We start from the raw sequence: 15162 nt of genomic DNA, 5'->3' as shown, positions 1-15162 counted from the left end.
TGGGAGTGAGGGGGGGAAAATTCAGGTACTTTTTCTCTGAAAATTAGGTAATTGACCAGATGAGAATCGGTAAAAACCTACACCCCACACCCCACACCCCACACCCTGTCCCCACGAAAAACTTTTTGCCGCAAACCCTAATTACCCCCTTGGGATGTGATGATTCTGCCTGGGAAATAAATGGTACTTTATTTTTTTGCCAGTTTTTTACTGCGACCGACAATCGCCCAGAGATAGCTAATTGCTAAGGCCAAAAACGCGAGGGAAATACTTTCTTTGACGATAAAAATCCCCAGACCGATCAGCACACAGGGAACGAAGGTACTTCCCTGACTGGTTAGAATAGTGGCGATGGTCGGCACGCTGGTCAACCCGTAGGCGATCGCACACCAAACCCCCACCAGAATCAAAAACACGCTGACAATAACGATCAGACTTGTTACGCTACTACTGGCGAAAAGGGGAACGTAAATGCCGATATTATCGCTGCCGTTGGCGACGGTCAACGCAGCCACGCTATAGGTGCGCGGGTCAAACCAACGACCGAAGGGGGAATGTTTCGCACCCTCTAGGTTGACTTCGACATTCTCTGGCTCTTCCTCCTTCTCCTCTTCTTTGAGAAGGGAAAAGATGCCGAGAATCACAGGAACGAGGCCTAGATAGCGAATCCATGGGGTAGGGATGAGAAAGCAACCGAAAAATCCTGCTAAACTGGCAATAACCAGCAGAATAAAGCCGATATACTGACCGATCACGATATCGCGACGACGGAAGAGTTTCCCCGTTTGGCTGAAGAGAATCGTCAGGATCAATATATCGTCGAGGTTGGTGGCGACGAATGCTGCTACACCGGTAGATATCGCGATCACAATCTCGATCATCGTTTTTTTCCTTAAGATGGCCGTCGGGTTTTTCCGTTGGTTATGCCTTGTTCGGCTTTTCCTTCAAAGGTTTGGCCACAGGAGAATCCTACTACCTATCCCGATCGAGAAACTGTATTTCGCACGACTGATCGCTCTATCCCGGTGCGGGATGGAAAAAGAAAGCGAGAGCGATGACGGTGTAGGTCGCGACGAGTAATATACCCTCTAGCCAGTTCGAGCGACCGTCGTTACTGATCGAGTTAGTCAGCCAGACGGCGACGGCGACGGCGACCAATTCAAACGGATCGAAATCGAGAGCCATCGGCTGACCGAGGAAATAACCCGCGATTACGAGAACCGGTGCGACAAAAAGTGCGATTTGCAGACTCGAACCCACCGTCACGGAAACCGCCAGATCCATTTTGTCTTTTAAGGCGACCCTAACCGCGGTGGCGTGTTCGGCCGCGTTGCCGATAATTGGCAGCAGGATCACCCCCGTGAAAAGGGTCGTTAATCCTAATTTATGCGTGGCTTCCTCTAGGGTATTAACTAATAATTCCGATTCGACCGCCACCCCGATCGTCACCAGCAGTAATATCCCCACCCAGAGCCAGAGATTCGGCTTTTTTACGCTTACCGCTTCCCCCGACTCTTGATCGAGATCGGCGACCCCCACCTCGTAAAGATAAGTGTGGGTCTTCATCGAAAACAGCAGACTCAGGCAATACACAAAAATTAATACCGCCGCCACCGCTACCGAGAGACGCTGTAGGACGCTCTCCTCGATTGCGGCGGAGGTGTATTGAACGGTCGTGGGTAGGAGGATCGCTGCCACGGCGAGATTCATCGACGAGGAATTTAAACGGGCGGTCACGGGCTGGAATTTCTGTTCTTTATAGCGTAAGCCGCCGAAAAACATCGACAAGCCCGTTACCAGCAGCAGATTCCCGATAATCGAACCGGTAATCGTCGCTTTCACCACCTCGATCAACCCCTCTTCCAGGGCGGCGTAGGCGAGAATTAATTCGGTGGCGTTGCCGAAGGTGGCGTTCATTAAACCGCCAAGATTAGGACCGACCACGACGGCGATTTCCTCGGTTGCCTTTCCCATGTAAGCGGCCAGGGGAACAATCGCTAGACAGGCACTCAGGAAAACGATCGTCACGTCCCAACGCAGGAAATTCCAGGCGATCGAGATCGGGACAAAAACCAACAAAATAGCGAAAATCCAGTCCTTTCTATTCATAGCAATGGGTGTCTCGGCATAAAACCGCGCACGGTTGTGAAAAACAGACTATCGGCTTTTTTTCTGTTTCAATTACCCAAATCGCCCGGTAATATACTCCCGGGCCTCGTCGGTTTGCGGATTGCCGAACATAACTTCCGTGGGGCTAAATTCGACTAATTTTCCCCGGCGTTTCCCGGAGGGATCGGTTTCGGTGTTAAAAAATGCCGTCCAGTCGGCGATCCGCGATGCCTGCTGCATATTGTGGGTGACGGTAATGATCGTGTAACTTTCCTTCAGTTGTAGGCACAATTCCTCCACCTGACGGGTAGAGATGGGATCGAGGGCCGAACAGGGTTCATCCATCAATAAAACATCCGGCTTCATCGCAATCGCACGGGCGATACAGAGGCGCTGTTGCTGTCCCCCCGATAGTGCCGTTCCTTTTTCTTTCAGTTTGTCCTTTACTTCCTCCCAGATCGCCGCCTGCCGCAGGGAATACTCGACCAATTCCTCAAGATTTCCCTGATAACCGTTGGTTCGGGGTGCGTAGGCGATATTCTCGTAAATGCTCTTGGGAAAAGGGTTCGGACGTTGGAAAACCATCCCCACCTGTCGCCGCAACTTGACCGCGTTGACCTGCGAATCGTAAATATTCTGATTTCGGTAAAGTAGTTTTCCCTCCACCTTGGCGCCGGGGATCAGATCGTTCATTCGGTTAAAGCAGCGCAAGAGGGTACTTTTCCCGCAACCAGACGGCCCGATAAAGGCGACGATTTTTCGCGCGGGAATTTTAATATGAACGTCCAGAAGAGCGAGAAACCCGTTATAAAAAACTTTCACTCCTTCCGCCTCGAAAACACTGTGATCGGCGTTAAGGTGGGTAGTCATGGTAAAAATTCTCCTGAGTGTGATTAAACGACTGGTTAAGCGGGAAAAAAGGAGCCATCCAGATGGCTTTCTCATCAGACTTTTGGCGATTAATTGCCCAAGGATAGCGAGCGCTGAAAAGTGATCAAGAAATCACGTTAAAATGCCCGAAACCCATAGCTCATATTTGGCAATCCTGTCAATGGTTAAGTCCCAGGCTATTGATCGAAGTCAGAGAGAACCGCAAGATTATTGCCTGGGGTTCCATCTAAATCAGAAACATAGAGGTTTTTCGCCATTTCCAATCAACGCTCAGTTTTCAGTGGCAGCGGAGACTGAACGACAATAATCAACATCCGTTCCGTCCCAGTGTTTCTGATTTCATGCTCAACGCTTTGATGTGCATGGATGAAAACTCCGGCTTCCACTGCCGCTATTTCATTTCCAATGACAATCTCCCCCGTTCCCTGGACGACATAGCAAATTTCATCATTCTGAGGATGTTTGTGTCGGGCGTTAATTTGTCCAGGCTCTAGACAGTACAGGCCAAAGTGCAAAGAATCGGTTTTGAAAATCGATCGCTTCACATAGCCTTCCGGGTTAAACTGAGCCACTTGTTCCAGAGTTGTTAATCTACCTTGGCTGAATTGTTGAACGAACTCAGGTGAAAATTCCAGGTTGAAAACGCCGTCATTTGCTCTAAGGGAGTCGGTCATGGTTCAAGATATCCTCAATAGGATTAAACGATTGGTTAAGAGGGAAAAGTGGAGCCATCAAGGTTGACTCGATTGGGAATAATGTTGACGTAGATAGATAGCGATGGCGTTGAGGGCGAGAATTAACAGGATCAGAACGATAATCGCGGCCGCCGCAGCATTGGCGAAACCGGGTTCGGGACGGGTGATATAGCTGAAAATTTGAATCGGTAGTGCCATAAAGCGTTGGAATAAACCCGGATCGAAAGTGAGGAAACTAACCGCGCCGACGACCATTAAGGAAGCCGCGTCTCCGATCGCCCGCGACACGGAGATAATCACCCCCGTGAGAATCCCCGGCACCGCGTAGGGTAAAACATGGTGTTGGATCGTCTGCCATTTGGTACTGCCTAGACCGTAGGAGGCTTGGCGTAGGGAATCGGGAACCGCCCGGATCGCCTCCCGCGCCGTGACGATAATCACCGGCAGCGAGAGAAGCGCAAGGGTTAACGCGCCGGAAATCAGCGTCGGGCCAAAATTGAGCAGATAGTTAAAAACCGCTAATCCTAATAAGCCGTAGACGATCGAGGGAACCCCGGCCAGATTGCCGATATTCACCTCGATCAGTGCCGTCCACCAAGTTTTCGGGGCGTATTCCTCTAGATACAAAGCCGACCCGACCCCGATCGGGACCGCCACGAGAAGCACGATAATTCCCAGATAGAAACTACCGATGATCGCCGGACGGATACCGCCCCTTTCCGGGAAACGGGAAGGCGTTTCCGTGAGGAATCCGGGGGTTAAGAGTCGTCCGAGTCCATCGTGGGCGATATTCAACACCAACAGCGCCAGAACGAACAAACCGATCAGTAAACCGAAGAGGAAAAGATACTCGCAGAATTTGCCGATCGCCTCGCGGCGTTCGAGATGGTCGATAAATTCAACGGTATCGGACTTAACAGAGGATTTAACCATGGCAAATCAATCGTATTTTTCTTTAAAACGGTGGGAGATCCAGTAACTGGCCAGATTCAGTGCCAACGTGATCAGAAAAAGCACCGCGCCGACCGCGTAGAGGGTTTTAAAACTGAGACTGCCCCGGGGCGCATCTCCCCCGGAAATCTCGGCCATAAAAGCGGTCATCGTGGCGATCGACTCGAAGGGATTGAGGGTAAGCCGGGGTTGCGAGCCGGCGGCGATCAACACCGTCATCGTTTCCCCCACCGCCCGCGACATTCCCAGAATAATCGAGGCCATGATCCCGGAGAGGGCGGCGGGGAGAACCACTTTAAAAATCGTTTCCAGCTTGGTAATTCCTAGGGCATAGGAACCCTCGCGCAGGGAACGGGGAACCGCTCGGATCGCGTCTAAACTAATCGATCCCACCGTGGGAGTGATCATGATCCCCATCATTAACCCGGCGCTGAGGGCGTTAAAAATCTCGACGGGGAAAAGATTCCGCAAAGTGGGCGTGACAACGAGTAGGGCGAAGTACCCGTACACCACCGTGGGAATCCCGGCAAGAAGTTCCACCGCGGGGCGTAAAATCGCCGCTAGGTTCGGTTTTGCGTATTCGGCGAGGTAGATCGCGGAAGATAGGCCTAAAGGAACCGCGACGGACATAGCGATCGCTGTGGTTAAAAATGTCCCGTTAATTAGCGGCCAGATACCGAAATGAGGGGTGGCGAACAGTGGAGTCCAACGGGTATCGAGAAAGAATTGGGCGAAAGATACCTCTTGAAAAAATCCCCAGGTTTCGCTAAAAATAATCGCCACGATGCCGATTGTCGTCGCCACGGAAACGAAAGCGCAAGCGAAGAGAATCAGCGCGATTATCTTCTCTTGAATATCGTCGCCGGGGCGCTTGAGGAGCGAATTATCTGCCGGCAAAAAAGAATTATCGAAAGAACTCGGGGTTAAGGTCATGGTTTGACAAAATTCCTTTTTTAGATAAAGTTCGTGATCGGTTCTCCCGGTTTAGCTTTGCCGAATTTCGATCCCGTTTCCCCGCGCTCGAATTTCCGCAGGGTTTTGACGTAGGCCTCATCAGGTAAAGCGACGTAACCCACGCCATCGACCCATTTCCAGGAATTTTCTAAATAGAAGCGCACGAATTTTTCCAGGGATGGATTCGTTTTTAAATTATTCTTGTTGACGTAGATAAACAGGGGACGGGAAAGGGGATTATAGACATTGCGGAGAACGTTATCGATGGGGACCGGTTTGACGCATTTTCCTTCATTATTTTCGATCGCCACCAAGTTCAATCGATCTTGGTTCTGCATATAGAAAGAGATGCCTAAATAGGCAAGCGCGGATGGATTGCCGATCACCCCCTGTACGAGGGCGTTTTGATTGCGGTTCGGGGTAAAATCGGTGCGGCTATTTCTCCGTTTTCCCGTGATCGCTTGGGTGAAATAATCGAAGGTTCCCGTATCGGAAGGCGGGGCGAAAAGTAATAATCTTTCGTCGGGAAATTGCGGATTAATCTGTTTCCAACTGGTAATCCTACCCTCCGCTTTCGTGTTCCACATTTGATCGAGTTCTTTAATCGTTAAACACTTGGCGAATTGATTTTTTTTATTGACAATCACCGCCAATCCGTCGATCGCCATCGGTAATTCCAGAAATTCCACGCCGTTTTCCCGACATTTCTCGATCTCTTCTTTCCGGATCACCCGCGATGCCCCGGCAATGTCGAGATTTCCGGCGCAGAACTTACTAAAACCGCCCCCGGTTCCACTGGTGGCGACGCTTACCCGCGCTTCGGGATGGACTCTTTGATATTCTTCGGCAACGGCGAGGGAAAGGGCGAAACCCACCGCACCACCGTCGATCGAGACTGGCGCTTCTTTCTCGGCTGAGTCGGCCGGGCGACCGCAACCGGCGATCAAATTACTGGCCATCAGAAGGGAGATTAGGAAAAAATAATGAGAGAATTTCATAGATTAAAGCGGGAAAAATGTTAGGAAGCCGACTGGTTTTTAATCTGCTCGAAGATGCCGTTATTGGCCAGAAATTCCTTTTCGATCAACGTCCAGCCGCCGAGATCTTGGGCGTTGAAAAGGGTCTCGATCGGCGGGAATTGTAATCCTTCATCCTTGGCCACGAAGGGATTGACCGAGCGATAGCCTAATTTGGCCAATTCCTGTTGTGCCGGCTCGGAATAGAGGAAATTCACAAAGGCCTCGGCCACCTCTCGCGTGCCGTGTTTATCGACATTTCTATCCACCACCGCCACGGGATTATCGATCGAGATATTGACCGGGGGGACTAAGTAATTGGTATCTGGTTGATTTCTTGCCGCTAGAATTACCTCGTTTTCGTAGGTGACTAAAACATCCCCCTTTCCTTCTTGGAAAAAGGCATTGCTGGCTTCCCGCGCGTCCCTGGCTAGGGTGGGAATCTTTTGATAGATCCGGCGGACAAAATCCCATGCCTGTTGCGGTTCGCCCCCCGTTTGCGTCACCGAACCCCAGAGGGCTAATAACTGCCAAATAGCGATCCCGGAAGTTTTCGGATCGGCGGATAGAACCGTAACGTCCTCTCTAGCCAGATCCGCCCAAGATTGAATCTTTTTCGGATTTCCCGCCCGCGTCACGATCGCCGCCACCGAGTGACTCACCACCCCCCGCCGCGGCACCCGATCTTCCCAACCGCGATTAATCAGGCCGGCTTGAGATATCCGCATCACGTCGAGGGGAAGGGCGAGATGTACCACGTCCGCCTCTTGTTTCCCGGCGATCACGTCATCGGCCTGGGCCAGGGAACCGCCGTAACTCCGCTGGAAAATGACTTTTTGGTTATGCTCTTTCCGCCATTTCTCGACGAATTTCGGGATAATCTGGTCGTGGGCGGCTTTCGTGACCGAGAAGGAAACGAGATTCAGTTTCACCTCCGGTTTCGAGCCGATTCCCCCGCAGGAGGCGAGGGCGAGACTTGCCAACATTCCCACTAACAGGAAGGAAAGGAAGCTCCTCCCCGATAAGGAACGAAAGGGACGAAACAGCGATCGAATTGGCAACAGTGATACATTCATCGGGATTTTCTCGATAAGGTTGCTCTAAACCAACTAATTTTTATTCTCTCTTCCTGAATTTTGACTCCCGTGGGAGCCGGAGATTGGCGTTTACGGGGGGCCTAATTTACCCGATGGGAATCAACAGGCGATAGGAGCCGTTATCGAGAATAATCCGTAGCCCCAACCACATCAGCACAAAGGGGAAAAGCTTACTGGCATAACGGCTGAGGACAACCGCGATCCCCGGTTGGCGGGTTAGATTATAGGAGAGAAATAACCAAGTACAGACGATTAGATAGCAGATCGGGATGATTACGGCTAACTGCGCCACGGTACTATTGGCGAATAGGGGAATATAGATACCGAGATTATTGCCGCCATTGGATATCGTGACCGCGGAAACTTTATAGGTTTGGCGATCGCTGAAGACTTGACCGAGGGATAGTCTGCGGGAGGCGAATCCGTGAAATCGGGCGTTTCTTCGCAAATTCACCTTGCGATCTGCGGTTTCCCTCTCGTTATCGCGATTTAACGTCAGTAAATTTCTCACACCGATGAGGATCGGCAGCATTCCGAGAAGACCGATATAAATCGGCGGGATGATTAAGCCGAGTAGAAAACCCAGCAAGCTAACCGATACTAAGGCCGTAAACCCGACTAGCTCGCCGACGACAACGTGAACCGGGCGAAAGGTACGATTTACCTCGCTAAAAAAGCCGGTTAGATAAATATTGTCGTCGAAGGTGGTGGCTATGCCGGTGGCCACCGCGATTTTGACGATTTCGATCAACCAATCCATCCATATTACCTCGATCTCTCAAATGCGGGCGCAATTTCACTTTAAAACTATATCATTTTCAATACATTTATAAATGTACTTTGTTACACAATCGAGGAGTCGTGGATTTTTATAGTATGTAGATAAAACTAATGGAACCTCTCCCGATCAAGTTGGGAAACCCTTCCCTCTTGTCTCCTTTCCCGATAATAAATCTTGTTTTCTGCGAGAAATCCCATGCTCCACCGTTCGATCAAGTGTCTCTGGAAACCGTGGCGAAATTGGCGGGCAGTTCTTCCCGCAGTGCTTTTTGTGACCAGCCTCGTCGGGAGCTTTCTCCTGGCTGGATTTTCCGACACGAACGCAAAGCGCTCGCTACGCGAGATCGCCGTCGGTCAAAATTCTCGATCCGATAACCTGATTCTGAACCTCGTCGATAGCTTTAAATTCCCCCGAAATACGACTCCCCGGCTATTGGAAACCGTGGGATTATTTATCGCTGGAATTCTCTTCTGTATCGCGATCGATCGCTGGTTCAAGCGCTCGACCCCCTCCGATATCACTCCTCTCGCCAAACAAGCGCGGCGGTTAGGAACCCTCAAGATCGGCTATCCCGAGGGTATGACCAATCTGGAAGTTCTCCGCGCCCAGGCCTTTCTGGAAAGACGCTTAAAACCCTTTGGGGTGACGGTAACGTGGACGAGTTTTCTGGCCGCTTCCTCTCTGATCGAGGCCTTGAGCAACGGAACGATCGACTTCTGCGGTGGTGGCGGTACGGCGAGTATTTTCTCCCAAGCGGCGGAACACGTCTTCGTCCGGGTGGCCAAGGAAAAATATACCGCCCCGAAAGGTCAGGCGATTCTCGTACCAGAGGATTCGCCAATAGAGACGTTGGCGGATTTAAAAGGAAAAAGAATCGCCTTCGATCGGGGTTCGAGCGCCCATTATGTCCTCATCCGCGCACTGATGAGAGTGAATCTAGAATTAAGCGATATCGAACCGGTGTATGCGACTCAACCGGAAGCACTGGTGCTTTTTCGTCGCAGTGAGATCGACGCTTGGGTGGTGTGGGTTCCCTACTCTCCCACCGAGACGCGCACCTATCCGGGAAGATCGGTCGCCGATCTAGAGAGTATATTCGGGGAAAACGCCTCTCTAGAAGTGCCGACCTATTATTATGCGGTTCCCGAATTGGTACGCGATTATCCCGATGTACTGAAGGTGATTTTAGAAGAGGTGAACGAGGCGGGTGCCTGGGCGAAACAACAGGAGTTAGAGGCGACGAGACGCTTGGCAGCTCACCACGAGATCGATCCAGCGATCGTGACTAATCTCGAACAACGGGCTTCTGAACGTGCCATTATCCCGATCGATGATCGCTCTCTGACGGCCCTACAACACCAAGCTAATATCTTCCGAGACCTGAAGCTGATCCCCCATCGGGTCAATGTGCGCGACGGAACCTACACCCTACAGACGAAACAAAATTGGACATATTAATACTAAATCCGTTGAGCATAGGCTACATATCAGGATAGGCAAGAGGCAAGAGGCAAAAGGGGGAATAAATAATCAGTTTTTAATAACAGGATTTATCCTAAATCCTGTTTAAAAGGTATAGGGGAGTGGGGAGCGCCAGAGCAGCGAGAAACAATCCATGACTGGGGAGTTAATCACAGTATTAAAAACGGATTTGGTATCATCAAATCCTTATTCTCGGTGAGTTAAAATCTCCGAAAAAATAGGTAGTATTTTCAGATCACTGATTACTGATTACTGTTTACTGTTCACTGAAAATACTCCCCACACCCTGCGCCAGGGAAAAACTTTTTCAGCATACCCCAACTAACTCAAACCTTCAAAATAATCGCGAATTTGGTTACGTCGCCAGGGTTGACGCAATTTTTGCAACGCTTTCGACTCAATTTGTCGTACCCTTTCCGGGGATAATTCCAAAGTGCGACCGATATCACCTAAAGAATGGGATTTACCATCGAGAAAACCATAGCGCAATTCAATCACTTCTCGTTCGCGAGTGGTTAAATCTGCCAATAATTCTCTCATATCTCTTTGCAAAGATTCATAGACAAGATGATTTTCTGAAGACACTTCTTCGGTTTCCAAAAGGTCTAATAATTCCGTATCTTTTTCCTTACCTACCTTAATTTCCAAGGAAACCGAACGCGGCACTGTCATCAACAATTCCCGCACAGCTTCAGGAGTCAGAGCTAACTCTTGGGCAATTTCCTCTACGGTCGCAGTGCGACCGCGCATTTGCGAGATTTTCCGTTGTGCCTTCTTAATTTTGTTGAGTTTTTCGGTAATATGAACCGGTAAGCGAATAATCCTGCTTTGAGTTGCGATCGCCCTCGTCATTCCTTGACGGATCCACCAGTAGGCATAGGTACTAAAACGATAGCCTTTGGTGGGATCAAATTTCTTGACGGCCCGTTCTAAACCCAGGGTTCCCTCTTGAATCAAATCCAATAATTCTAAACCGCGATTCTGATATTTTTTGGCCACCGACACCACCAGACGTAAATTGGCCTTGATCATCTGTTCTTTGGCACGGGTACCAAGGGTAATAATTTCTTCTAATTTCCCCACTTCTAAGCCCGCTAGGTGCGCCCAACGCTGTTTTCCTGCTTTTAAAGCATTTTTTAACTCATACACGGTGATTTGGGCGGTTTTTGCCCAACGTTCTAGGGAGGGACGATGGGCTAATTGAGCGGTTAGCCGATCACGAATCTCAATTAACTTGACAAATTTCTGTACTTGTGCATCACCTTGTTTAACGGCAGTGGCGCGCAATTTCAGTAGGGACAGATGACGCTGTACCTGTTGCGCTTGTTCAACTTCCTCCTCCCGTTTGAGTAGAGGCACTCTGCCAATGTCTTGTAGGTATAATTGTACTAGGTCAGTAGTTGTACGGTTGCTGTAGCTTTTTTGGGGACTAGATACTAGATCATCTTCTAAATCACGGCCGAGAAAATCCTCATCTAGGTCGATCGAGTTTTCCTTCAGTTTTAGAACAGAAAAAGAGGGAGAGATAAATTCAGTTTCGAGCGTCGAGGGGTTAATTGCAGACATGGTGGCTTCTCTACGGACGAATGTGATAGGAATTAGAAACTTCTAAATCGTTCACCGTAGTCATAGCTTTCCCGCTTGAGCGAGGAAATGATGCAGTCGGGAAAAATTTTTTCTCAAAAGTATTTATCTTTAAACCTAGAAGTTACAGCAAGTCTGGGGTTTACCTTCTTGTCCCAACTTCTCGAATTAATGATTGATTTAGAAGTAATTTCCCCTACAGCCCTATTGCTATCTATTCCTGATTTTCGAGATAATTACGGATTTGTTCTAGTTTAGCCAGGGCTTTTCCTGACTGTAAACATTGTTGTGCTTGCTGGAAACCGGTGGGGATATCTGGGGCAATTCCACAGCGCCAAAGATAAAAACCACCGTTAAAAATTGCCGCATCGGTTAATTCATTGTTTTCTCCAGCTAATAAACCCTTTAATTTAGCGGTGAGCATTTCTAAAGATTCGAGGGGATAATCCGACGGACAAAAGCCATAATCGCGAGGATTTAAGAAAAATCGCTGAAAGGAAGGGGGATCGGTGGGATTTCCCAGACCAATAATCGCCGTCCGATTAGAGGCTAAATCACAACTACCCTCTAATCCTTTCACGGTGGTGAAGTGAGAGATATTTCTCAGGGCAAAAGTTTCGCGAAAACGATCTTCGGTGGGGGGATGAACAAAACCCGATATCTGATGAATATTACCCACAAAAGGCGACCAGATTAACTCTACCGTGGCCATGGGCGGACGTTTACCGATTTGCTCCCGATAGGTAACAAAATTCTCTACTAGGGGAAAATGGCGCGGAATATAGAAAAAAGTGAATCCCGTGGTGATTAAACAGTCTTTCACTGCTGCTAGGGATAATTGACTAAAATCTGCTCCTAATTGCTGCCAGATTTCCCTGAGGGAAATACCGTATTTAGTTGGCATTTGATCGCCCCCATGCAGGACTACGGGAATCCCCGCCGCCGCTAAGATTAAAGTAGTGATCGGAGTAACCGGGGCAGTGCGAGAGCGTCCATCGTAGGGATTGCCAAAAATAGCGATCGGATGCTGAAAAGAGGCTGATTCTAGGGTTATTTGCGGGCCAAGCTCGGCGTAGGCATCAAGCATTCCCGCTAACTCATCGCTGGTGGGGCGTTTAATGCGATGGGCAATCATAAAAGCACCGATTTGGGCCGGGGTTGCTTCTTGGGTTAACATCATCTTGGTGGCCATCGCCGCTTCGGGACGGGTTAAATTTCTGCCCGTATGGGTGCCACTACCGATCACTTTTAATAATTCTCGAAAAGTATCACTCATCTCAAGGAAGAAAATAAAGGGTAAATGGGATTGATGGGGATTGCTAAGGCTGGACGGGGTGGTTTTCTAGGCTTTTAACCACACTTTGCTTCATTTGCCGCACTAATTGACAGAAATGAGCGATCGGTGGTATCTGTAGGCGATCGCTAGTGGTGACAAGGACTACCTGACGGGTGAGACGATGACTAAATTTACCATTATTAAGATGGGGATTTTCGCTACTAGGGGAAGCAAGAGGACGAATGGCGAGGGTGGCATCGCTACGGGCCTCCATCAGGGCGGATTGGGGCAGAAGAGCGATAATATTACCCTGACGCACCACACCGCGAAAAGCATCGAGGGTGTTTAATTCCATGACAGTTTTCAGGTGGGCATCCTGACGGGAAAACCATTCTTGTACTAATCTTTGCATTCCGTAGCCGTCTTTGAAAACCACTTGCGGATAGGGGATTAATTCTGACCATGGCACTTCTTTGTATTGGGTGAGGGGATGATTAGCGGCCATGAGAATTTCGATCGCTTCTTGGTATAATACCTCGACCACCATCTCCGGGCTAGCGGTGAGAAAACGATTATTCATTACCAAGGCCACATCTACTAAACCATCCCGCAACACTTTTAAAGCGCGATCGCTGCCTAGTGCTGTAACTCTTAACTGAACTTCTGGGTATTCAGCACAAAATTTCGGCAAAATCGGCGGTAAATAGTGGGCGCACACGGAATGAATCGCCGCCACGCACAATTCTGGCTGTTTTCCTGCCTGTAGGTCGGTGATTTCCTCGTGAACATTCGCCCATTCTTGACAAATTCGTTTCGCCCGGGGCAGTAATTTCTCGCCAGCAATGGTTAATTTCGCTTGGGCGGTACGATGGAAAAGAGGTAAGCCCAAATCGGTTTCTAGGGATTGAATCTGGCGGCTGATAGTCGATTGGGTGACTCCACACTGGCGCGCGGCTTGACCAAAATTGCCCGTATCGGCTACGGCTAAAAAGGCTTGCAATTGCTCGATCCGCATTCTTTCTGGTTTTAATTACATTCCGTCATGACCTTATGACAATAACGAATTTTATTCTGACTTTTGGTAGAAATTGCTACCGTTTTCTCAGTTAAGTAGTCGTGCAAAATAAATTTCCTAGTGAAGATAGGCAAAAGGCAAAAGGCAAGAGGCAAGAGGTGGTTAGATATGTGTAATTAATTTTGCTTAGGTACTTATCAGTTATTTCATCGGTCAGCCTTGAACTACTTCTCGCTCATAATTGGGCTGTTGAACTGTCTTTTTTCTGGCAGATTCAACAATCCTGATTTCATCAGAATATTTTCTACCTTGCTAGGGATTCCTAGGAATGTAATCTGGGAGAAAGTTAAGTAGGTAGGTGTTAAAAGTTGTCAGATACCCCCCTTATCAAGGGGGGATACCCCCGCCTATCGGCACCCCCCTTATTAAGGGGGGCGGGGGGGATCGAACCTAAAATCTATCTTCAATTTAATTATAACCAGCTACTTAAGCAACAGCTTTTCCTGCTTTTAGAGAAAGCAATCAAACCACACAAACGCCCCCAAACTTGCTATCGTAGAACAGATCGATCGCCGAAGAGAAAAAAATGGCGGCGCGGGTTGGCATCATGGCAGATTCTACTGAACTTTTGAGAATAGAACAGTTGCTGATTTGCTTGATCTGGCATTGGCTCAGTCTGCTGGTGTGAAATTTGTAACAGCAGATTTACACTTATACAATTATGTTCATTTGTGAAATTTGTAACAGCAGATTTACACTTATACAATTATCTTCATTCAAGACTCAACTTTGTCGAATATTTAGGGAATTATCAATCGCCTTGATCAAAGCTGTTTTTCCCAGTCTATCAGCTAGTTAGTGCGGGGTAATCTTCCCCGGTGAATCCCTAAGTTAGGAAAAGAAATACCAACAATTATTAAATTGTACTGTAGGATACATTTGTTGGGGGGGGGAGCAATTAGAACCGGAATATGTAAACTGAATTGGAGAGTTGTCTAATGAATAGCAAATTTACCCGTAGTTTCTTGGGGTTCTTCGCCCTCGCTACCCTGGGAACGGCAGTTTTACCAACGCAAGTTCAAGCTTCTACAATAGTTCTAAACAGTGGCCAAGGTCTCACCCCAAGTGTCACAGATACCAACATTACCTACTGGACATTGGGAGTACCTGTAACCCACATTCCGCACCCTCAACTGTCACATAAGCTGTCCCCCTCCAGAGACTTGAGTAAAAATACTTAGCTGGTGAAGGTTTTCTCGGTGGCCGCTAGGGGGGTCTTGAGACCCCTAATTATGAAAAAATAGGAATTGT

The 15162-nt window shown here is 48.7% G+C and carries 13 protein-coding genes; 1 reads left to right on the top strand and 12 read right to left on the bottom strand.

The genetic code is table 11. The annotated features are described in order from the left end of the window. Positions 1-188: 188 nt before the first annotated feature. The 9 genes from IM456_RS09030 to IM456_RS08990 all read right to left on the bottom strand — a co-directional run bounded on the left by IM456_RS09030 (position 189) and on the right by IM456_RS08990 (position 8473). Complete coding sequence (locus IM456_RS09030; RefSeq protein WP_149986919.1) at positions 189-881, bottom strand: cadmium resistance transporter; 693 nt, start codon at positions 879-881, stop codon at positions 189-191. 136 nt (positions 882-1017) lie between these two features. Beyond that, entirely contained in the window at positions 1018-2109 is a 1092-nt protein-coding gene (gene cax / locus IM456_RS09025; RefSeq protein ID WP_149986920.1) for a calcium/proton exchanger, read from the bottom strand. 72 nt (positions 2110-2181) lie between these two features. Next, positions 2182-2979 (bottom strand): phosphate ABC transporter ATP-binding protein PstB, encoded by a 798-nt coding sequence (pstB, locus tag IM456_RS09020; RefSeq protein WP_149986921.1) that lies wholly within the window; start codon positions 2977-2979, stop codon positions 2182-2184. A 284-nt stretch (positions 2980-3263) separates the two neighbouring features. Further along, entirely contained in the window at positions 3264-3674 is a 411-nt protein-coding gene (locus IM456_RS09015) for a cupin domain-containing protein (RefSeq protein ID WP_149986922.1), read from the bottom strand. A 57-nt stretch (positions 3675-3731) separates the two neighbouring features. Beyond that, complete coding sequence (gene pstA, locus IM456_RS09010; RefSeq protein ID WP_061430480.1) at positions 3732-4628, bottom strand: phosphate ABC transporter permease PstA; 897 nt, start codon at positions 4626-4628, stop codon at positions 3732-3734. Positions 4629-4634: 6 nt separating this feature from the next. Beyond that, the gene (gene pstC, locus IM456_RS09005; RefSeq protein ID WP_149986923.1) at positions 4635-5579 is read right to left on the bottom strand and encodes a phosphate ABC transporter permease subunit PstC; all 945 of its coding nucleotides are present in this window, start codon (positions 5577-5579) and stop codon (positions 4635-4637) included. Between the two features lie 20 nt (positions 5580-5599). Beyond that, positions 5600-6598, bottom strand: a complete 999-nt coding sequence (locus IM456_RS09000) for a PstS family phosphate ABC transporter substrate-binding protein (protein ID WP_149986924.1) — start codon at positions 6596-6598, stop codon at positions 5600-5602. A 20-nt stretch (positions 6599-6618) separates the two neighbouring features. Next, positions 6619-7692: a sulfate ABC transporter substrate-binding protein gene (locus IM456_RS08995; RefSeq protein WP_149986925.1), complete on the bottom strand. Its 1074-nt coding sequence runs from the start codon at positions 7690-7692 to the stop codon at positions 6619-6621. 106 nt (positions 7693-7798) lie between these two features. After that, a complete protein-coding gene (locus tag IM456_RS08990; RefSeq protein ID WP_149986926.1) occupies positions 7799-8473 on the bottom strand; it encodes a cadmium resistance transporter in 675 nt (224 codons plus the stop codon). A gap of 216 nt (positions 8474-8689) precedes the next feature. Between IM456_RS08990 and IM456_RS08985 the strand changes: the two genes are divergently transcribed. Then, a complete protein-coding gene (locus tag IM456_RS08985; RefSeq protein ID WP_149986927.1) occupies positions 8690-9952 on the top strand; it encodes a sulfonate ABC transporter substrate-binding protein in 1263 nt (420 codons plus the stop codon). 345 nt (positions 9953-10297) lie between these two features. Here IM456_RS08985 and sigC read toward each other — a convergent pair whose 3' ends face one another. The 3 genes from sigC to IM456_RS08970 all read right to left on the bottom strand — a co-directional run bounded on the left by sigC (position 10298) and on the right by IM456_RS08970 (position 13851). After that, a complete protein-coding gene (gene sigC, locus IM456_RS08980) occupies positions 10298-11542 on the bottom strand; it encodes an RNA polymerase sigma factor SigC (protein WP_287692696.1) in 1245 nt (414 codons plus the stop codon). A gap of 232 nt (positions 11543-11774) precedes the next feature. Then, on the bottom strand, positions 11775-12836 hold the full coding sequence (locus IM456_RS08975; protein WP_149986929.1) for an anthranilate phosphoribosyltransferase family protein: 1062 nt from the start codon (positions 12834-12836) through the stop codon (positions 11775-11777). Positions 12837-12879: 43 nt separating this feature from the next. Next, positions 12880-13851, bottom strand: a complete 972-nt coding sequence (locus IM456_RS08970) for a LysR family transcriptional regulator (RefSeq protein ID WP_287692699.1) — start codon at positions 13849-13851, stop codon at positions 12880-12882. Positions 13852-15162 lie beyond the last annotated feature (1311 nt).

This window comes from Microcystis sp. M079S1 (assembly GCF_020246425.1).
Classification (GTDB): domain Bacteria; phylum Cyanobacteriota; class Cyanobacteriia; order Cyanobacteriales; family Microcystaceae; genus Microcystis; species Microcystis aeruginosa.
Note: the sequence above shows the minus strand (reverse complement) of the source record. Positions and strands in the feature narration are given on the sequence as shown.